The sequence below is a fragment of the Flavobacterium hydatis genome, assembly GCF_000737695.1.
Classification (GTDB): Bacteria; Bacteroidota; Bacteroidia; order Flavobacteriales; family Flavobacteriaceae; genus Flavobacterium; species Flavobacterium hydatis.
Map to the genome: position 1 here is coordinate 17,158 of NZ_JPRM01000010.1, position 19,714 is coordinate 36,871.

Consider the following 19,714-nt stretch of genomic DNA (forward strand, 5'->3'; position numbering starts at 1 on the left):
CTAAGTAATTTAAACAATTTAAAATTTTAAAATCATGGCACATAATATCAATTTTAACAGCGAAACAGGACGTTATTCATTCTTTAGTGTAAAGGAAAAAGCGTGGCACGGACTAGGGCAAATTGTAGAGCAATACCCAACAAGCGAGGAAGCTATCAAATTTGCAGGGTTAGATTACGAAGTCGTTAAAAGTCCGCTATTTACCAAAGGTTCGGGTATTATTCAAACGGCTGACAGTATCGAGATTGGCAGTAACGAATTGGAAGTCCCTAACTATTTTGCCAATATACGCACGGATAACAATGCAGTATTGGGTGTGGTAGGCAAAGACTATCATATCGTGCAGAACCGTGAAGCATTTAATTTCTTTGATGCAATTGTAGGCGGTGGAGAGGGAATACTATATGAAACCGCAGGAGCGCTGGGTAATGGGGAACGCATATTTATCACAGCCAAACTGCCCGACTATATCCGAGTTGGAAATGGCGATGATGTAACCGAAAAATTCATTTTCCTGACCACTTCGCACGATGGTAGCGGAAGTATCACAGCCGCTTTTACGCCTATTCGTATCGTATGCCAAAACACGCTTAACGCCTCCTTACGCAGTATGACTAATGTAGTGCGTATCAAACACACTTCGGGAGCAAAACAGCGTATTGAGAACGCTCACAAGATTATGGGTTTAGCCAACACCTTGAGCATCCAGTTAGAGAATATTTTCAATGAATGGGCAAAAGTAAAGGTAACAGACAAGGAAGTGAGAAAGCTAATCCAATTGGCACTTTGTCCCAATAAAGAAACTTTCGATTTACTAAAAAAAGGTGCGGAAGATGAAATTTCCACCATATTCAAAAATACCGTTGAGGATGCCTTTGCGTATGCTATGACAAGCGACACACAGCAGATGGACACTACCAAAGGCACATTGTTCGGAGCATATAACGCTGTTACAGGCTACTATCAGAATGTACGCAAATACAAAGATGATGAAGCCAAGTTACAGAGCATTGTTTTGGGCGGTACTGCTCAACTCAAATCACAAAAGGCATTTGAATTGTGTACAGGCTTTGCCTTGGATGGTGCAGAAGTCTTAAACTTTAATTAGATAACCAATGGCTACCGCTTTAATCGGTGGTAGCCTGTTATAAATTAACTGATATGAAAGCAAAATCAATAGACGAAGCTAAAAGTATGGCTAAATCACAAAGCCTTGAAACGAAGTACAAAGACGAGGCTGTATATATCATTTATTGCAATAGAACGGAGTATTTCTATATAGATAATAATTGCATTTTAAGGAATTGGGAACAGCTTACAGGCTATTATGAGAACGGAGTTTTTACCGCTGAAAACTGAATGACAAAGTTATGAAGATAACAGATTTGAACGGTTGCCCTATTGAGGTGACCAACCTGAAAGAAGCTATTACAATGGCAGGACAGTACAAGGAATACCGCCACGAGGATACAAGTTTCTCCGAGTTCGATAAAAGGCAGAAAACCTATTGGACAGATATGTACGAGAAATTGAGAGCCATTAAAAAACAATTAGACGACAATTAAAATTTTAGAACGATGAATGCAAATTTTTTCCATCAGATAGCACAGTTGCAGATTACAGGTGATTTGCAGCTTACCATAGCAAAAGGAGCAGAAAACAGCCTAATCGTATCGGTTATGCTTCAAAACGAAAAATGCGGAGATAACGCAAAAAACATTATACCACCCCTTAATCTTCGGGGAACAGCCGAGGAACTCGACAACGGTTTTTTCGAGAAGATAACCACACCCATACAAACCGCTTCAGGCTTAATGGTGGATATGGAAAGCTTTATGAAACAGTTGGAAGAAACCAAAAAACAGTCGGCAATGGAAAAAGATAAAGCCGACAGGCAGAAGAAAGCACAGGAAGCCAATGAAAAGAAGTTTAAAGACGCAATGGCAAAAGCGGATGAACTTGAGAAAGAAGGAAAGCACCGTGAGGCGTGGGTAAAAGTACCCGAAATAACGGAGTTTCCTGAAAAGGCTGACGAGATACGCAAACGTAAAAGAGAACTCTCCGACAAGTTTTCTGCGCCAAGTCTTTTTGGAGCTATCGAGGAAGAAAAACCCGAACCTGCAAAAGCAGAAGAAGTAACTGCAGATTACTCAGCAGAAACTCCGGAGGAAAACTAAATGTAATAACTTAAATTTCATAATCATGTTATTAGCAACCCAATTGGAAAGAGTGTTTATACTTAAAGATAAAGGACACGATATTATATTGACCGATCCCGAACCACGTTGGAGCGTGGAAGCAGTACTGAATTTTTATGCCAGCAGATATCCCATTTTGACAACCGCCAAAATATCTGCACCCGCAATAAAGGATGATGCAGTAGAATACCGATTTGAGAGCGTAATGGGAACTAAAGGATAATCTAAAATTATAAAGAAATGGACTATGCACAAACATATCATATCGGGAACAATAAAGCCACCCGAAGAAAAACGACAGAGGCAGTTGTACAAACAGCTCAGCGAGTTCAACCAATGGATGCAAAAAACCAAAGATGCGAGCGAGGTTCAAAAAGACAAACGCAGGTCAGTCCCTGTGGAAATGTTGCCAATGGTTTTCTAAAGACTGCATTCCTGCCCAGACTGAAAGAAACGCAAACTGTACAGGCTTGTAAGGAAACAGTAAAAACAGAAAGTGATTTTTACAAGTCGCTGTCATTACTTGCAGAGCATTATAATATTGAACCTATGCAAACCAACCAATTTGACTATCCTTACAATATGGCATTGGCTATATGGGATATGGAAGAAAAGTTAAAGCAAAGCGTACTGAATTGGCAGGAAATACGTTTGGTGCAGGACTGTAAGAAAACCTATTTCATCAGTGAGGAAAAATACAACACAGGTACAACCCTGTATTATATACCGATTGAACCGCTGTATCAGATGCTCCACGACCCCAAGCGCAAAAGAAACGCCCAACTGCTTATTTCTGTTTGCTCTTACCTGTACCATATTGCCGACATTCCCTATTTCAGACAGGAAAGCAGTTATCTGTATTGGATGTATGAAATGCACAAAGAATGGGTGGAACAGGGCGATGAAACTGAAGAAGACGAAGCATATAAACTTGAGTTTGAAAAAGTGGAATTCTTTGGAGATTGTATCGAGCAAAAGATTTTTAACCCGACAAGTTTGCAGGTATTTGGACAGCGTTTAGAAACTTTTAAAAGAAGTGATTCATTCGACACCGATTGTTGGCAGATAGCTTGTAATGCCTTTGCATTATATACAGAATATCCAAAGGCAAGCATTTTCCGAAATGCTCCAATGCCCGAACAAGACCCTGATAATGACGACGACGACAATGAAACCATTGGTATGGAAAAGTATATTTCCTTTATATCGCACACAAAAGGATGGCTTTACGAGAACCTTGCTGAGAGCATCAATAACGAATTCAACGAATACGTAGCAATGCAGGAACCGATCATCTGCAAACGTTTTGACAAAAAAGAGATAACGAAAAACAGTCTTGATTTTGAGAACGGATTATTTGCCCTATTGGACGATATGTGCAGTTTACTTTATAACTATAAAACAACAAGAAAATGAAAAATACAACCGATATAACAGAAAGCTTTGGTACACTGTACCATCCTAAATCCGCACTTGTTTTCTATGAAAACAAAGGAGCTAACAGCGATGTATATGTGGAGTATTTCGATATGGACAAAAACGGTACTCCTATTAATGCCCACCCACTCACAGAACGGGAAGCAAAAGCATTGGCAAGGGCATTGATAACAGAAAAGAACAAGGATAAAGCCTTTTTAAAATCGAGTGGAATACTGCCGACAAACATACTACAAATCAATGCGAACAAAGATAAAGGTGTGGTGCTATGGTATACCAAAGCACAGCAGAGGCAGATGTACTTTGTGGACAATCTGGGCATACCAAGCGGAAAGACGCAAGTACCTGCAATGCTTTGGTTAGCAAGCAAAAGTAATCTTACGGTATTTGCTTTGGCAACCGACAGAAGACCAACCGAGCAAACGCCTTTGCATTACGCACCTTTCTTCAATATTTACGAAAAGGGTAATGTCTGTATGGGAACAGTTAATATTGAAATTACAAATTCTGCTTCGGTGGAAGAATTTACCCGCGCGTGGGAACACTATTTTTTTAATTCCTACTTCAGTCATTCATTGTGCGAAAACCTGATAAGAAAAAACATTGTTAATCTTTGGAAAGACCTTATCCAAACGGGAAACCCTTTTCCTAAAGAAGTGTTGAAAAAGAATAACAAAACCCTTAAAAACCTATTATCATGAATACTGAGAAAACAAAAATACATTTTACGGATAACTATCTCATAAATCCGACCAACCCTATTACCGTAAACGTAATCGGTGCAGGCGGTACAGGTTCAAAAGTACTCACCGCTTTAATGGAAATGAACCACAGCCTTATTGAACTCGGACACGCAGGATTAACCGTTCGCCTTTGGGATGACGATGTTATCACGACTGCCAATTTAGGCAGACAGCGTTTTGCAGAGTGCGAGGTTGGGTTATATAAATCCGTTACCCTGATAAACCGAGCCAATCGTTTTATGGGAACTTATTGGAAAGCGGAAACGGTGAAATTCGAGAAAGATAGTTTGGGAAGACTGCCCCAAAATGCACAGGCAACTATCTATATTACTTGTGTGGATAATGTACAGGCGAGATTTGGCGTTGCCGAAATACTAAAAGAGTTAAGTAACGGTAGAAATTACAGAGATACACCCAAATATTGGTTGGACTTTGGCAATAGCCAACATACAGGACAGGTCATATTATCCACTATTGATGAAATTAAGCAACCCAACTCTGAAAAATATGAAACGGTGGCAAGCCTGCCATTTGTTACCGAAGAATTTGGGGAATTATTAAGACAATCAGAACAGCAGGACGATACGCCAAGCTGCTCTTTAGCAGAAGCCTTGGAAAAACAGGAATTGTTTATCAATTCTGCCTTGGCACAAATGGGATGTTCGCTGTTGTGGAGTTTGTTCCGCTACGGCATGACCGAGTACAGGGGTTTTTTCCTTAATCTTGGAAACTTTCAGTCACAGCCCCTAAAAGTCGCCTGACCCGAAAATCGGGCGGCAAAAAGACACACCCTCCCGAAGGTCGGGGCAGTCTTTTTGCGTTTAAGCGGTGCAGCCACTTTAATAAAAATGCACAATGCGCCATTTTATCAAACAGGCTGCGAAAATTTTATAAGGGATATGCAGTATCCCTTTTGTTATTTTAGAGGACTTCTTTTCTTTCCGTAAAAGCGGCCAAAGAAAAGAAGCAAAAGAACGCCGCAATTCGGACAGCTTTTTATAATTGTTATCCTATTTAACTGCAACCGTTTTCCAAACAGAAAAGCCCTTAAAAAGATGCTCAATGTGTTCAAACTCAATAAAAGCGATCAGTTCATTTTTACACTTCCCTTTAAATCCCCTGAAACACTGAAAATCCTTGAGGGGGATATTTGCAAGTTCTCCTATGGTAGTAATCCCTAAAGCCTCGATTATACTGAACATTCTCTTGCTGAAAGGAAAATGGGTATCATATAGCAATTTATTCAGGTCAGTTTCAGCTTTACTTCTTCTTTTTTTTATCCGCCCTGTTTCGTATTCAAAGTCCTCTTTTAACTGCTCTAATTTCTGTTTGTAGTAGTCTATGTCGCCAAGCAGCTCAGTAATACACTTCACTTTTTCAAATGTCCTTTCGTACTGTCTACGGACACTCTCTCCAGTAATGCCGTAAATTTCACCAACTTCCTTGAGGGTCATTTTATCTATCAAAAGTTTCTTGAGTATATCATATTCCTTTTCAGAAAGTACCTTTCTCGACATTTCGATGTAAAATTTATTGGTGCGGTCTATCAGAGTATTAGTTAACATGATTCGTAAGATTGTAGTTAGGTGTCGTCACAATGTATCTAGTGCCGAGCATTAAATTTGCAAAGAGTACCATTCAATTATTGGGAATTGCGGTTTTCAGCAATATAGCTTAATGCAGTTTTAGTTATTGTCTCGCTAAAATAATAACCTCCTTGATCCAGCTTTATTAGAGCTGTTTTAAGTTTTTCAGGAGCAGAACCTTTCAGTACATAGCCCCGAACGCCAAGCCTAAGCATTTCGATTATACTTTTCTTATTGTCAAGACTGCTGAAAACCAATATCTTGATCTCTGGGTATCTTTCTGCCATCTGCTTGGCTGTCTGGTAACCATCCATAACAGGCATGCTGATATCAAGAATACAAATGTCTGGCAGTACTTCCTGCATCTGCAAACCCTCCATTGCTTCCCGACCATTAGCAGCATGAAGCACCACTTTAAAATTACTATATTCCAAAAAATTTTGAAGGGATATTCTAAGCCCTTCATGGTCATCAATTAAGGCAATCGTAATCTGATTCTCTTTTTCCATTATTCCTTATTTAATGTTGAACAAATTATAGAAAAAAATGACCCATAAATTTGTCGCCATAGGACTTTCGTCCTATACTGAAAAACACTTTATAAATACTTCAGCGTAAAATAAAGGTCTTTATAAATTACTTGCCTATACTCCAAATAGGTTCCTGCTTAATTAAGTAGCCTTAAGCACCGTTATATAAAAAAACATGGCGCAGACCACTACACTTATCGGAACTGAGGCACTGGTATACCCGACCACGAATAAGCGAGCGCCCACGCCAATGGCATGAGCGTCCTTACTTATTTGTCTCGCGGTCGTTAAAAATTACCAGTTTTCAGTTACCGAGCCCTAAGCAAAAACACTATAATGAGTTTTCTATATTTTGTCCAAAGATAGTAACGTTTATCAAGTTATCAAATGTTTCTCTAACTGAATCAATGGACAACTGACAATAAAACAACCCGAAGATTATCTTCGGGTTGTTCTTAAAATGCGAAATATTACTGCTTGTCATAAACTGATGCGGTACTGCTAATCGCTACTGTTAAATTCAAAACTCAATTGTTTTTCATTCCCAAAGTTATCTGAAATCCACACTTCAAAAGACTGGGAAACGGTGGAGTTTGAAGTGTAATACAGTCTGAACTGCTCTGTTGGTATCGAATATAAATCATTTGGCTGGTAAGGCGGTTCATTGTAATAACGTAATGTGCCCTGTCCATCAAATTGAAAGTAGCGAATAAAATAGTGCGTGCCAGTATAATGACCTGCAGGCTGTATTGTTAACCTTATTTCTACGGTATCTCCATTAGCAACGTCCTTGGGTACGGGCATGACATTTACCTCAAATGGGAACTCATGCTGTATTTCCAGTTCTTCCTTATTGCAGGATAAGAGTGTGGCTGTACTTATCAGGACTGCCAGCAATACCGGCATTAATCCTATTCTCAACTTATTAAAAAATGCTGTCATCGTTTTTCGTTTTAAAAATTAAATCTTAATCCCACACCTGCGGATGGGCGGAACTGCTTCAGGTCAGTACCCCACAAAACTTTTGTACGCCCTTGCAGGACTAATACAAAATGATCGGACAGGTATGTTTCAAAAGACAGCCGTCCGCCAGCACCGTAAATGAAATTGTCTTCACTTATTATTTTCGCCCCGTCAAATAAAAGCTCTTCGCCTCGATTGATACTTTCATACCCAACTACACCTGTTATGGCTGCATTGAATGTAATGTTCTTACGGGCATCACCCAGCAGTAAGAAACTGTAGCCGCCTTCTGCGGTATAGGTCTCCTGCGGAATTCGGAGGTCTTTATATTGATAATATTGGTGTGCATACTCTAAAGCCCAAAGCTGGTAATTCCCGTTTTTACCATTTACGGTCATAGTCGTATTAATGTAATAATCAATGCCGATTTTGTCATTGGATAATACACCTGCATTTACTTCCAGTCCTTTTTGTTTAGGCAGCATACGTTGTGCCTGTGCAATTGTGATACTCATCAAAACGAGCATTACTGTATAGATATACTTTTTCATTTTCTATTGCTTAATGGATTACTAAAACTTCAGATGCATGTCGCTAATTAATCGGGCTTTTATCAAATCCGAATTTTCCACCTGAAGCGTCTGATGCCTTCCACCGTTCTTCTCAAAAATCTCAATCAGCAATACCTTATCATCGGCGATGGTAAACTGGTCCAAAAGGAATACGTTTTGTTCGACTTCTTTACCGCCAATCACACCCAGTGACTTGTAACTGCGAAGCGGTATCATCGGTCTTTCCTGTATCACGGTGCGTTTAGCTATTTTCTTATCTACCACCTTGAAATTCATAAATTCAATCTGGAAAGGAACATTCGTGCGATTATCCAGTTCCGTATGGAAATAGTATTTACCGTTGTGGATGTAAATTCCTTTGAGAATAATTTGAATACCGAAACTTTTTGCCCCAATATGTTTTACAAAACGTTTATCCTTTTTATAGATCGTTTCTAGTATCAAACCTGCCAGGGATGGCGAGTTGTTCCCTAGCTCTTCAAATAGCACATCTTGTCCGGCGGATCTATCCACCACCTTTTGCATTGCCAGAAGATTGTAACTTAATGTAGATGGGCAGGCACTATAAAAGGCGTTGAAGCTGTAAAAACGACCGTCGTCGGTAATCACCGAAAAATTAGTTTCAGGCTCAAAGTCCTTTACCGAGGCTTTTACGCGAAGCACATTTTCTGCGTCTTCTGCTTTTCCTGCAATTATGTACTCACTTCCCAGATCCACGTAACGTATTGCGCTTGGGAAAATCAGATGAGAAGTCTTGTCGTAAGTAACCTGCATTTCGTACGATTCTATCCTGCCCAGGGCAAGCGAAGTTTTTGCAGTTATCTGCGCAAAAGAGGCGGCGGAAAAGCCGATCATAAGGGCAGCTGCCCAAAAGGTTTTTAAATAATTTTTCATTGTTAATTTATTTTAGTTTATTATTATTTTTTAGAGACAAGAAATACCTGATAGCCCGCTTTCAGGGTAACTTTTGGCGTTTTTACTTTTTTGGAGAAATAGCCCGAAATGCCCTGTACAACGCCTCTGCTCAAATCTGCCGCAACCTGCTGTCCTGCTGATTGGGTCAGCATCAGGCTCGTTCCTGAAGTCTGGCTCATATTACCTGCCATCTCAGTAAGGGCATTCATTTCAGGAGAATACGGAACGTACAAACCCTGCTGGCCGTCAAGGTCATAAATGGTTATGTCTACAGGGATAATATTACCATCGAGTTCTATGGAAGTAATTTTCATCTGTAAACGGCCGCCCTGGAATTTAGCGATTGCCGTTAAGAGCGTTCCCTTCGGGATGGTACGTTTAGGGGTTTGGGCAGGTTCCAATAAACGAAGGCGCACTCCGCTTTCACCAATAATGGTCTGTGTTTCCTGTATGCAGGCTTTCACACTGTTTTTCGGCTGTGCAATCTGCTGTACAGATCCAGGAGTATAAAAATTCCTGTTTTTGTTTACGCTCCAATCCGCTAAAAAAGTACTATCTGAAGGCTCTCTGTACAAAGCCGAAACAGCTTTCTTTCCTACAGGGGCGAATGCCACAAAATATTCCTTTTGCGTACTGGCAGAAGCTGTACTGCCTTTGTTGGGGGAAGCTTCACCATTATTTGTGCCTGTCGGAAGATATTTTGCAACCATCTGATAGGACTTTTCCATGAGTGCCAGCTGGTCATCTACTGTCACGCTTTTGGGAACGTCTTTATCAGCCAGCTTTTCTTTCAGCTCATCAAGCTGTCTGCGGAGTTCTTGCGTTTCATTATTGTCATCCTTATAAAAGGAGCCTAGCGCACTTTGAGAATTGCGGTAACTGTTTAATGCCGGATTACCTGATTTTCTCGAATTATTACCGTAACCCATGCTTTGATCTTCCTGGTCAGTGAGTGTATCCTGATTGTCTTTAGATATACTGTCCTCATTCCAGTAATCGGACAGCGTGGTCAGGGCATTACGTTTTTCCTGGTCTTTCTGTTCCAGCATTTCCTGTTCATATGCTTTCTGTTTGTCAGCCTGCATCCCGGCTTCGCTGGCCTGCGGGACGGCATCGTTAAGCCCGATATTGTCGATTTCCTTCTTGTCTGGAGATGGTTTAAATATCAGGTACATACATCCGAGAAAAACGATTCCCATAAGTATAAATATTACCGGTTTTTTAAGCTGTTCTTTGCCGCTCTTTTTATCATCGGGCAGATTGGATGCTCTGGATTGGTCAGCTTCTTCAACCAGAACGCTGACCCTTTTTTCATTTTCTTTCATAAATCTTTTCTTTTAATTTTGTTGATAATGTGTCCAATTGGGAGGCAGGACTTTCTTTTTTACGGACAGGGTTGTCAATATGCTCGATGACCATCCTGTTATCAGATTTTGCCGTGTCGTAGCACACTTTTAAAATAACCACGGCGGTAAGCAGCAGGTACACTAAAAAAAGGCAGAGCGTATATCTTCGCTGTCTGTCTAAGGATAAGGCCCGCCAGCTTTTGTCCTGTTTGTCGAACCACTTGTCTATATTTATTCTTATTGTTTTCATACTTTAAAGATTATGGGTTATCACATTCTAAACCCTCTTTTTCGCGGAGCAATCTCTTCCTTAGGTTTTTCTGACACTTGGGCAATAGCCTCCTTTATTGTCGGAACCGGACTTGCTGGAAGGTTTGTCAGTTTAGATTCCTTCATTAAATGCCCGTAGCGGTCTGTTCTTTTTAAATACATTTCTGTATCCCCTAAATCGAATTTCCCGTTCTCGTATCTTACCCGCATATTGCACTCAACCTTTGGCCTGTCTTCGCCATTCCATTCGAGGTAGGTAGATAAATGCAGATAATTCGTTGATGATGGAGCATTAGTACCATTTTCCCAAGTATGTAAAAATCCACTGATGCTATCCTTTAGTTTTCCTGGATAACAGCCCTCCGTATGGAAATAACCGTCATACCCCTTATCAGTCAAGGTTTTTACCAGTGCGTCCAAATCAAGTAAAAGTTTCATATCCCTTAATTTTTAGCGTTCAATGACTTCTATGTCCTTATTTTCCACCACGGAAAATTTTTCGATATTGAAGCCCTGCGGGTTATTATCCGAGCGGACGGAGTTAACCAGAAAACAGGACGTAACAAGGTTACGTTTTGTCACATTGCTCGAACGGATGATAAACTGTTTGGCATAGGTGTGCACAGCATACGGATACTTTTCAAAATTGCAGGCGACGCTGTCAATTTCGATACGCTGCTGTACATTGCCCGATATGATACGGTTGTAATATCCTTTTTCCGAAAGGTCTTTGTAATAATCAAAGGCACTTTTATCGGCAAGATTAAATGCCCTTTTCATGTTACTCTCAATGGCATTTTTATCCGGAGCGAGCGTAAAGAACAGTTCGTGGAAGCGCCTTACGTGTTCCCTTGCTTCCACAGGACGGTTGATTGACGCATCTTGCGCCAGTGCCAGCATGAGTGATTTGCCATTGTCCAGCACATATATTTTTTGTCGCTGCTGTTCAGCAAAACTGTAAGATTTCCACACGGCATATCCTGCAATGCCTGTGCAGAGCACGGCAAACACAATAGCATATAATCTTATCTGCCTGAAACTGTTTTCGATATTTCTTAGCGTTTTAAATTCCATTTTCTTAAATAATTAGTTAATTTATTTGCTCATCAGCCTGCCGCCGATATTTCCTGCTGCTGAACCGGCTCCCGCTCCGGTAACATTTCCTACTTTCATCGCTGTCTGATTTACATTTCGGGTAAAGTTCCCAGCTCCGCCGGCCTGGATAATCCAGCCTGTTACTGTTGGAATAGTGAAGTAACCCACAATTCCTATAATCATAAATATGATATACACGGTATTTGAAGTGTCGGGAATGAATGTCGGATCAGACAGCATTTCAATGTCACGTTCTAGTATCAGGGATTGAATCCTGGCCAGCATCGAGCTAAAGAGGTCCGCTACAGGAAGCCAGAGGTAGACACTTATATATCGTGTGAACCACTGATTAAGCGTAGACTGAAAACCATCCCACACGGAAATAGCAAATGCAATCGGGCCAAGTATGGAAAGGACGATAAGAAAAAATGTCCTGATGGTATCGATCACCAATGCCGCCGCCTGAAACAATACTTCCAAAAGATTACGGAACCATTCTTTCATGGCTTTCTCAATCTTATACTCCTGACGATCCATGTACATACCTGCCATTGTCCCAATGTCTGAGGGCGACCAGCCGAGTTCATCCAGCTTCTTGTCGAACTCTTCATCTGAAACCATATAGGCAGTTTCGGGATTTCGTACCATTGCTTCGTATTCCAATTGGTCTTTCTGCTGCTGTAGTTTGTTCAGGTCAAGCACCTGGTCTTCGAGTATAGCATGCGTTCCTGTAACTATTGGGCTTAATACCGCATTTACGGTTCCAAGGACAATCGTGGGAAAAAACATGATACATAATCCCAAGGCAAAAGGGCGCAGCAGTGGAAACATATCGATAGGTTCAGCACGGCTTAACGCCTGCCAGACCTTTAATGCTACATAGAACAGCGCGCCCAGTCCGGCCAGACCTTTAGCTACCGCTGCCATATCACCTGCAAGCGGCATCATGTCATCGTAGAGCGAACGCAGGACTTCGTGAAGATTATTCCATTCCATCCTTTACCAGTATTTTTGATTGGAAGTCCCATAGAGTTCAAGTACGCGCTTAGCGTCATTTTTCTTTTTTGCTCTCAGGTAGCTGACAGAAATATTCTTGCTGGTATAGTAGCGTACAAGACTGTGATACTCTTTGACTTCTTTATAAACTCGGTCGATAACGTCCATGCGCTCTTTGTCATTTAGAGAAAGATTCGATGCGGTTACTATCTGCTTGAGTTCCTTCAGAAGTTCAGTACTCTCATTGAGCAGTGCAGAATAACCGTTTCCAATAGCCGCAAGTTCCTGCGGTGTAAAATTGGGATCGTTCATCATTTTGCCGAAATTGGTAACATACATCTCCGATACGTCCCCAACCAAAAGCACGGTCTGCTGCACTTTACGGGCATCTTTCACAAGGTTGCTTACGGCTTTGAGTTTGTCGTAATACTCTTTTCCCTGATTGTACACTTTCTCCACCTCCTTGAAATTTTTAACAACATTGGATACCGTAGATGAAGTCTGTACGATTTCATTAGCGCTGTTGAGGATACCTGAAGCCAGGTTCGTAGGATCTGTAACCACCCACTGGGCTTTTACCGAGGGCGCTGCGGCAAGCATAATTGCTGCATACACCATGAAAATTAGTTTTTTCATTTTTCTTAAATTTAAATTGTTAATTATTATTACTGATTTGCTTTCTCGCGCCTCTGCATAGCAATATGCTTGATGGCGAGTTCCATATTGCCGTCCAATTCTGATGCGAGCTGCATCACTTCCATTTTTTCTGTTTCTTCCGTGGTATAGGCGAGATATTCCTCAAGGCTCACTTCTGTTGCATACACCGCTGAATCCGTACCACCGAGGCCTATCCATACTTCCTTGTAAAGGCGCGAAGCATCATTATTCATATTGATAGAAAGTACCTGTGCCTTTTCCTTATCGGTTAGACCGAGCATCGCCTGAATGTCATCGAACTTGTTCATGTACTTGCGCTGGTCCAGCAGGATTTTGCAGTCGGAGTTGTTGATAATACTTTCTTTTACAATAGGAGATTGGATGATATCATCCACTTCCTGCGTAACGACTATTGCCTCGCCAAAGAATTTCCTAACCGTCTTAAAAAGATACTTTATGTATTCCGCCATTCCTTCCTTGGCAATGGCTTTCCAGGCCTCTTCAATGAGGATGAGCTTACGGATACCTTTGAGCCTTCTCATCTTATTTATAAAGACCTCCATAATGATGATGGTCACGATGGGAAAAAGAATTTTGTGGTCTTTAATGGCATCAATCTCAAAAACGATGAATCGCTTGGAAAGCAGGTCTAACTGCTTATCGGAATTGAGCAGGTAATCGTACTCTCCGCCTTTGTAATAAGGTTCCAGAACATTGAGGAAATTGGCAATATCAAAATCTTTTTCCCTAACTTGTTTTTCCTGAAGTACTCGGCGGTAATGGCCCTGAACATATTCATAAAAGCCATTGAAAGACGGATATACCTCATCATGTTTAATGCGTTCGATATAGCCGCTGACGGCATTGGACAAAGCCACTTCTTCAGATCTTGTGGGTGGCTCGTCATCCCGTTTCCAAAGGGTAAGAATGAGTGTTTTGACACTTTCCCTTTTTTCAATGTCAAATACTCCATCATCTGTGTAGAAAGGGTTAAAGGCAATGGGATTGTCCTCTGTATAGGTAAAATATACCCCGTCTTCTCCTTTGGTTTTGCCTTTTATCAGCTCACATAGTCCTTGATAGGAATTACCTGTATCGACCAGCAACACGTGTGCGCCCTGCTCGTAATATTGCCTGACCATATGGTTAGTGAAAAAAGATTTACCGCTTCCTGACGGACCCAAAATAAATTTGTTTCGGTTGGTGATAATCCCACGCTTCATCGGCAAATCAGAAATATCCAGATGAATGGGTTTGCCTGTAAGCCGATCTGCCATTTTAATACCGAACGGTGATGGCGAATTGTGGTAATTCGTTTCTTCGGTAAAGAAACAGAGCGCAGGTTCAATGAATGTGTAAAAACTTTCCTCGCTTGGAAAATCACCTGCATTTCCAGGCATTCCAGCCCAATACAGCGTAGCCACATCGGTGGTATTGTGTCGTGGCTTGCATTCCATTAGCGCCAGTGCACTCCCGCTATCATTTTTTAGCTGTTTCAGTTCTGCCGGATCATCCGACCATGCCATAATGTTGAAGTGTGCCCTAATAGAAGAAAGACCAAATGAATGTGCTTCGTTCAGGTATTTTTCTATCCACTCTTTGTTGATCTGGTTGGCACGGCTGTAACGGGCCAGAGAGTGCATATTTCTCGCTGATTTTTCAAACTTCTGAAGGCTCTCTTCGCTGTTATCCAAAAACAGATATTGGTTGTAAATGTGATTGCAGCTCAGCAAGAGTCCAACAGGTGCAGCAAATGACAGTCTGCAGTCGCTTCGGTCTGTAGAAAGTTTTTCATAACGGGTATCTGCCGAAACGGTTCCGGGCAGGTCATCCGTATCGGACAAGGTATGCAGGCACAGCCTTTTGTTTCCGATACGAACCTCTTCAGCGCCCAATACAATATCCTGCATCGGTGTCGCGGCTTCTCTGGAAAGCGTTAGGTATTGTTCTAGTAATCCCTGCTTTTCATCTGTACCAACAATGTCTTCTTCGCTCAGGCGGTTCAGCTTGATAAGTCCGCTGTCGTTAATGATACGCTCAAACTGTGCGACGGCTTCCATAAAACGATGAATCGCTTCCTTGTCCCTGATTTCCTTTGGTATGAGCGAACCTTTGCATAGCGAGGAGAAATTGCTCTGCATCCGCATCCTTTCCTTAGTGGTCTTGGTCAGAAAGAGGTAGCAGTAATGATTCAGGAACGGACGCTCATTAAAATGACGCTGGTAGGATTTCGCCAAAAAACTTTGGTCATCCTTTGCCAAATCAGGGGCATAGTTTTCCTTGATATACCAATCCTGTTTGTGGATTACCGTAAAATCAGGCAAAGTCTTGATAGCCTTGTGCCAAGCGGAATGAATGGCTTCATATTCCGCAGACGCAACTGTAAAGAGTTCCGGCAAACGCACCTCAAAGCAAGCCGTAATATCTGCATCTTTTGACAGGATGCAGTTGTTCTCTACTGCCAGCAATGGAAATTTATTTTCCAGCGTTGTTGTCTTTGCTGTGTTTCTCATAAGGCATCGGGTTTAGAAGTGATTCTTAGGTAGCGATGTACAGGCTTGCGGCAGATGATGTAGCGGGGATGCCTTTTTTTTGCGCCCACTTTCATAAGTCCGTGCTCACCGTACTTTTTATTCAGGGAGAAAGTCTGCCACACAATAAGAGAGGCGCCACCGCCTCCGAGAAACAGGCAGATGAAGGAGTTAACTCCGGCCATGTATAGTACCATGACCAGGATAAGAGTTCCGAGCAGTCCGCCGGCAAAAATGAAAAGGTATTGTGCTTTTAGGCCCTTAAACTCTACGGTTCTCCCAATGCCCTTGTTGATGTTATAATTACTCATAAGACTGTGGGATTAAAGGAAGAATGAGCGAAGGATGGTTGCAGCTACTATTAGGAAGATACACGCACCGAACCAGCTTGCTGCGGTTTTGCTTGTATCGGGATCGCCGCTGCTGAATTTGTTATATACCTTAACACCTCCGATAAGGCCTACCACGGCTCCGATGGCATAAATAAGCTGCGTGGCGGGATCGAAATACGAGGTTACCATCTGCGTGGCTTCATTGATACCCGCCGTACCATTTCCCTGTGCCAGAGCACCTAAACCTGTCAGCATTGCCACTGCTGCCAACAGGATTTTTTTTGTTTGTTTTTCCATGATTAAAAACTTTAATTGTTTCTGATTTCCCACACTTTGCGGGCGTTCAGTACAAAGATGTTATGGAAATCAAGGCGTCATAACAATATGGCAGTCAGTGGAATTACTTGGCTAACTTTGGCATTATTGAAGATATTTAAGCATAAAAAAACGCCAGACTTTTTTACAGTCTGGCGTTTTGTTCTCGGAGTTCCGACTTACATTTTTCGTCCTTTAGGTTTGCTTATATCCGGTTGTGCAAGCAGCTGTTTTTCGTTGGCTTTTTGGTGGTTCTTTTCGGTTTTGAGGTTGCTTTCAATCAAATCAGGAAGAAAGGTTTTTTTCCACGGAATAGGCTTCGCCCTAAACTTTAATTTCAAACCGTGCTTTGCAAGTCCTTGCGTAAGTTCAAATCCGTGTTGCCTGTTCCATCCAATTCTGTCAAGCAATCTTTCAGAGGGAAACCGCACAGCTATTAAATCTTTGGGAAGCTCCTTGATATTCTGATAGTCGGGCTCTTCGAATTCGTGGGTGTTAGGATTATAAGGTATGGTATAGGTTCTTTTGTCTTCATCGTAGTAGTTTTCGATATCCGAGAGCACAATACCTTTAGAAAGGAAATCATCTTTTGGTCGGAGCATATCCATTCGGATATCAACGTAGAATGTATGTCCTGCAATATCCATCGTTGGCAATATTCCTTTATTTACACGCATATCAAAAGTTTTTTGATCTACCATTAGCTCAAAATCAGATTTACCCTTTACCTCTTCTTGTGCATAATTATATTGGGCAGCCATTCCTTGCGGATCAAGTGCCACAAATTCAGAAATCTTAACTGTTATACATTCACGGTCAAACATAGATGGAAGATTTTTATTTTTCAGGCTGTAGTCAAAAGTATAACCATCTCCGACATCACGCATATTTTCAAATGCAATGATATTTGTCGGGTCAGCCTTTTCCCTGAGTTCAAGTTTGGATACATCTACAATAAAGTCGGTACCTTCAATATTTATGACTGGCAGCTCTCTTTCCATGATATTCTGTGTTTTTTATTAAACAATAAAGGGGAGTATTGCCCTTTCAAACAAACTCCCCAATATCAAAATCACCCAAATCATTTTTCCGCAAAGTGGAAGAACCGGAATCAGCTTCAGAGAGACTGCTGTCCAACAGCATGGCTATTTTTCTTGAAGCACCCTCTATGGAATTTTCCAGAAGGCTGAATAATTCAGTACCCTGTAATTTTTGAACTATTGCAATTGCCGTTTCTTTTTGGGCTTGCTCCAATTTTTCTTTTTGGAGTAACACCCCTACGGAGCTTAGTTCATCATAGGTAACCCCTTGGGCAAGACTGTCATCACCTGAGGATATTCCGTACCTGTTCCATTCTTCTTCTTCCTGTTCAAAATCAGGCATATTACTGAAAACTTCGTCCAGCTCTTCCTGCGGAATTTGAATACCTACGTTTTCATTTTTGTCGTATTCAATGTCTAAATTATAGGGATTTATCTCTGTTTCCTCAATTTGGCTCTCAGTGGCATTGTTTGGAATTGAAAGGCTTCTTACAGGCTTGGGCTGACCCATAATATCCGGCAGGTTTGGGTTAACTTTTTCCTGTTTCGGCTGCTGTTGCTCCGACCTTTTCTTAATGACAATCTTGTCCTGCAAAAGCAGGACAATGACTATCAGCAGGCATATCACAATTACATTTTCCATAGCTTATAAAATGGGTTTAAAACGTTCGTTGAAATAATCAGTAATATCATCCCCAAACTCCTTAAAGTGATGTTCAAGGATGTTGTCAATATATGAGTACAGTGTTGTCTTTTCTTCCCTCGTTAATTGCACAATGCGGATTAACCTTTCGTGATATTCGGGACGTATATAAACAACTTTTCCATTACGACCTGAAGGAAACCGGTTGACCATAAATATCTCCTCATAATCCACCTTCTTTGAAGAAGCAGTGCGGACTTTTTCTTTTGGCTTTGGTTCCTTTTGTATTTCTTTTTGATGATTAGCTTCGGGTACAGTAGAAGACTTATTACCACTCATGATGTTCATGATTAACTCCTCATCAACAGCAGGTTTATCAAAGTCTTTTCTTCTTTTATCTATGGACATCCTTAAGTGTTTTAGAGATTAACAATTTTTAAAAACTCATCGACAAACAAATCTATTCTAGTTGCTTTCATAAGCTGTGGTTCGGCAGGTAGCAAACTTGACCGAAATACACTGTTGAGTGTATCATCCGTTTCTTTCCTAAAACGTTTACTATCCATTATTTTTGAGGTCATTACAGATAAATCAAGCTCGTTAATAACACTTTGATAAGCCTCGTATATTCCTGTCTTTTCTCGACCATCTACCTGGTTCCAAAACATCCACATTTTTTGATCCTTATTACTCTCATCTGTTTCGGGTAAACCAAGGAATGCTTTAGTAAAGCTCAATGTACTTTCCATAACTAGACGGTCAGCACTGATTGGAGAAAAAATAAAATCCATTCTTCTTAGGGTAGTAAGCACACCTTTTGTATTGGCTGTACCAGGAAGGTCAAAAAAAATTATATCAGGCTCTATTGCAGATTCATTTACGTATTCCAAAGCCTTTGACAAGGCATCCTCCGCTTTACAACTGATAATCGGATATGCCTTTTTATTGATACTTTGATACAACTTCATTGCAGCTCTTTTATGGTAGTTATTCTGCATAATCGTTTTCAAATCTCTTTCTCTCATATTGGCTAAACTGTGTTGTGGAAAATCACAATCTATTACAACTACATTAAATCCTAAACGATAATGCAATACACTTGAAAGTAGTGCAGTCATAGTAGATTTTCCAACACCGCCCTTAGGCGTTGAAAAACTGATTTTTAAGGTTTTCATTTTTCTTTCCATTTTTTAAATATTTATTGTTACACATTTTATTTGTTTGGTAGGTTTAAATATTGGTGTATTTGAATAGTACCTATTTTACATATGCCGGTATTCCCTTTTTGAAAATTTCCTTGATTGTTGTTTGCTTTCATTACAGCTTGGTGAGGAATAATTTTTAGCAAATGGTAAACGTTGCAATCGGTAAAATGCTTTACCACTTTTATGCTTTTACATTTTTAAAGTTCTACGCTTTTAAAACCTTATGCTTTTATTCCAAAATATCTGTATCCAAATACTCCTTTCTTATTTACCTGTACACATTTTTTATAACCTGCATTAAAACCATAAAGCAAATAAAGCGATTGAATTAGCTCCTTAT

General features: G+C 40.8%; 26 protein-coding genes. 8 read left to right on the forward strand and 18 right to left on the reverse strand.

From position 1 onward, the window contains the following. Positions 1–34 precede the first annotated feature (34 nt). From IW20_RS07670 to IW20_RS07705, 8 genes are read left to right on the forward strand one after another with little or no spacing between them, the layout of a single operon-like run. A complete protein-coding gene (locus tag IW20_RS07670; RefSeq protein ID WP_035620582.1) occupies positions 35–1,108 on the forward strand; it encodes a DUF932 domain-containing protein in 1,074 nt (357 codons plus the stop codon). A gap of 53 nt (positions 1,109–1,161) precedes the next feature. Further along, positions 1,162–1,359 (forward strand): hypothetical protein, encoded by a 198-nt coding sequence (locus IW20_RS07675; protein WP_035620584.1) that lies wholly within the window; start codon positions 1,162–1,164, stop codon positions 1,357–1,359. Between the two features lie 11 nt (positions 1,360–1,370). Beyond that, positions 1,371–1,565: a hypothetical protein gene (locus tag IW20_RS07680; RefSeq protein ID WP_035620587.1), complete on the forward strand. Its 195-nt coding sequence runs from the start codon at positions 1,371–1,373 to the stop codon at positions 1,563–1,565. A 12-nt stretch (positions 1,566–1,577) separates the two neighbouring features. Then, complete coding sequence (locus IW20_RS07685) at positions 1,578–2,177, forward strand: PRTRC system protein E (RefSeq protein WP_035620588.1); 600 nt, start codon at positions 1,578–1,580, stop codon at positions 2,175–2,177. Between the two features lie 25 nt (positions 2,178–2,202). Then, entirely contained in the window at positions 2,203–2,421 is a 219-nt protein-coding gene (locus IW20_RS07690) for a PRTRC system protein C (RefSeq protein ID WP_008464599.1), read from the forward strand. A gap of 17 nt (positions 2,422–2,438) precedes the next feature. Beyond that, a complete protein-coding gene (locus IW20_RS07695) occupies positions 2,439–3,614 on the forward strand; it encodes a hypothetical protein (RefSeq protein ID WP_035620590.1) in 1,176 nt (391 codons plus the stop codon). Then, positions 3,611–4,336, forward strand: a complete 726-nt coding sequence (locus IW20_RS07700; RefSeq protein WP_035620591.1) for a PRTRC system protein B — start codon at positions 3,611–3,613, stop codon at positions 4,334–4,336. The genes IW20_RS07695 and IW20_RS07700 overlap by 4 nt, the downstream gene beginning before the upstream one ends. Then, positions 4,333–5,139 (forward strand): PRTRC system ThiF family protein, encoded by an 807-nt coding sequence (locus IW20_RS07705; RefSeq protein WP_035620593.1) that lies wholly within the window; start codon positions 4,333–4,335, stop codon positions 5,137–5,139. The genes IW20_RS07700 and IW20_RS07705 overlap by 4 nt, the downstream gene beginning before the upstream one ends. 249 nt (positions 5,140–5,388) lie before the next feature. Here the strand turns inward: IW20_RS07705 and IW20_RS07710 are convergent, their stop codons facing one another. The 18 genes from IW20_RS07710 to IW20_RS07795 form a co-directional block, all read right to left on the reverse strand. Then, the gene (locus tag IW20_RS07710; protein WP_035620595.1) at positions 5,389–5,895 is read right to left on the reverse strand and encodes a sigma factor-like helix-turn-helix DNA-binding protein; all 507 of its coding nucleotides are present in this window, start codon (positions 5,893–5,895) and stop codon (positions 5,389–5,391) included. A 125-nt stretch (positions 5,896–6,020) separates the two neighbouring features. Then, the gene (locus IW20_RS07715) at positions 6,021–6,473 is read right to left on the reverse strand and encodes a response regulator (protein WP_051885638.1); all 453 of its coding nucleotides are present in this window, start codon (positions 6,471–6,473) and stop codon (positions 6,021–6,023) included. A gap of 522 nt (positions 6,474–6,995) precedes the next feature. Beyond that, the gene (locus IW20_RS07720) at positions 6,996–7,436 is read right to left on the reverse strand and encodes a DUF3872 domain-containing protein (RefSeq protein WP_035620596.1); all 441 of its coding nucleotides are present in this window, start codon (positions 7,434–7,436) and stop codon (positions 6,996–6,998) included. A gap of 11 nt (positions 7,437–7,447) precedes the next feature. Continuing rightward, positions 7,448–8,008 (reverse strand): conjugal transfer protein TraO, encoded by a 561-nt coding sequence (locus IW20_RS07725; protein WP_035620597.1) that lies wholly within the window; start codon positions 8,006–8,008, stop codon positions 7,448–7,450. Positions 8,009–8,029: 21 nt separating this feature from the next. After that, positions 8,030–8,923, reverse strand: coding sequence for a conjugative transposon protein TraN (gene traN, locus IW20_RS07730; RefSeq protein WP_035620599.1), 894 nt, complete (start codon positions 8,921–8,923; stop codon positions 8,030–8,032). Between the two features lie 23 nt (positions 8,924–8,946). Continuing rightward, positions 8,947–10,269 (reverse strand): conjugative transposon protein TraM, encoded by a 1,323-nt coding sequence (gene traM, locus IW20_RS07735; RefSeq protein WP_035620601.1) that lies wholly within the window; start codon positions 10,267–10,269, stop codon positions 8,947–8,949. Next, entirely contained in the window at positions 10,256–10,540 is a 285-nt protein-coding gene (locus IW20_RS07740) for a hypothetical protein (protein WP_035620603.1), read from the reverse strand. Before IW20_RS07740 ends, traM begins: the two co-directional genes overlap by 14 nt. Positions 10,541–10,560: 20 nt before the next feature. After that, positions 10,561–10,998 (reverse strand): hypothetical protein, encoded by a 438-nt coding sequence (locus tag IW20_RS07745; protein WP_035620605.1) that lies wholly within the window; start codon positions 10,996–10,998, stop codon positions 10,561–10,563. Between the two features lie 12 nt (positions 10,999–11,010). Then, positions 11,011–11,634, reverse strand: a complete 624-nt coding sequence (traK, locus tag IW20_RS07750; RefSeq protein ID WP_035620608.1) for a conjugative transposon protein TraK — start codon at positions 11,632–11,634, stop codon at positions 11,011–11,013. A gap of 21 nt (positions 11,635–11,655) precedes the next feature. After that, positions 11,656–12,651 carry a conjugative transposon protein TraJ gene (gene traJ, locus IW20_RS07755; protein ID WP_035620610.1) on the reverse strand — a complete coding sequence of 332 codons (996 nt, stop codon included), beginning with the start codon at positions 12,649–12,651 and terminating at the stop codon, positions 11,656–11,658. 3 nt (positions 12,652–12,654) lie between these two features. Further along, positions 12,655–13,287 (reverse strand): DUF4141 domain-containing protein, encoded by a 633-nt coding sequence (locus IW20_RS07760; protein WP_035620613.1) that lies wholly within the window; start codon positions 13,285–13,287, stop codon positions 12,655–12,657. A 29-nt stretch (positions 13,288–13,316) separates the two neighbouring features. Beyond that, positions 13,317–15,821 carry a TraG family conjugative transposon ATPase gene (locus IW20_RS07765; RefSeq protein WP_035620616.1) on the reverse strand — a complete coding sequence of 835 codons (2,505 nt, stop codon included), beginning with the start codon at positions 15,819–15,821 and terminating at the stop codon, positions 13,317–13,319. Further along, positions 15,818–16,150: a DUF4133 domain-containing protein gene (locus IW20_RS07770; protein ID WP_035620618.1), complete on the reverse strand. Its 333-nt coding sequence runs from the start codon at positions 16,148–16,150 to the stop codon at positions 15,818–15,820. The genes IW20_RS07765 and IW20_RS07770 overlap by 4 nt, the downstream gene beginning before the upstream one ends. Positions 16,151–16,162: 12 nt before the next feature. Next, entirely contained in the window at positions 16,163–16,468 is a 306-nt protein-coding gene (locus tag IW20_RS07775) for a DUF4134 domain-containing protein (protein WP_035620828.1), read from the reverse strand. A gap of 197 nt (positions 16,469–16,665) precedes the next feature. Then, positions 16,666–17,487 (reverse strand): hypothetical protein, encoded by an 822-nt coding sequence (locus IW20_RS07780; RefSeq protein WP_035620621.1) that lies wholly within the window; start codon positions 17,485–17,487, stop codon positions 16,666–16,668. A gap of 46 nt (positions 17,488–17,533) precedes the next feature. Beyond that, positions 17,534–18,169, reverse strand: a complete 636-nt coding sequence (locus tag IW20_RS07785; RefSeq protein WP_035620624.1) for a hypothetical protein — start codon at positions 18,167–18,169, stop codon at positions 17,534–17,536. 3 nt (positions 18,170–18,172) lie between these two features. After that, positions 18,173–18,577 (reverse strand): DUF3408 domain-containing protein, encoded by a 405-nt coding sequence (locus tag IW20_RS07790; protein WP_035620627.1) that lies wholly within the window; start codon positions 18,575–18,577, stop codon positions 18,173–18,175. An 11-nt stretch (positions 18,578–18,588) separates the two neighbouring features. Continuing rightward, the gene (locus IW20_RS07795; protein ID WP_035620628.1) at positions 18,589–19,356 is read right to left on the reverse strand and encodes a ParA family protein; all 768 of its coding nucleotides are present in this window, start codon (positions 19,354–19,356) and stop codon (positions 18,589–18,591) included. Between the last annotated feature and the right edge of the window lie 358 nt (positions 19,357–19,714).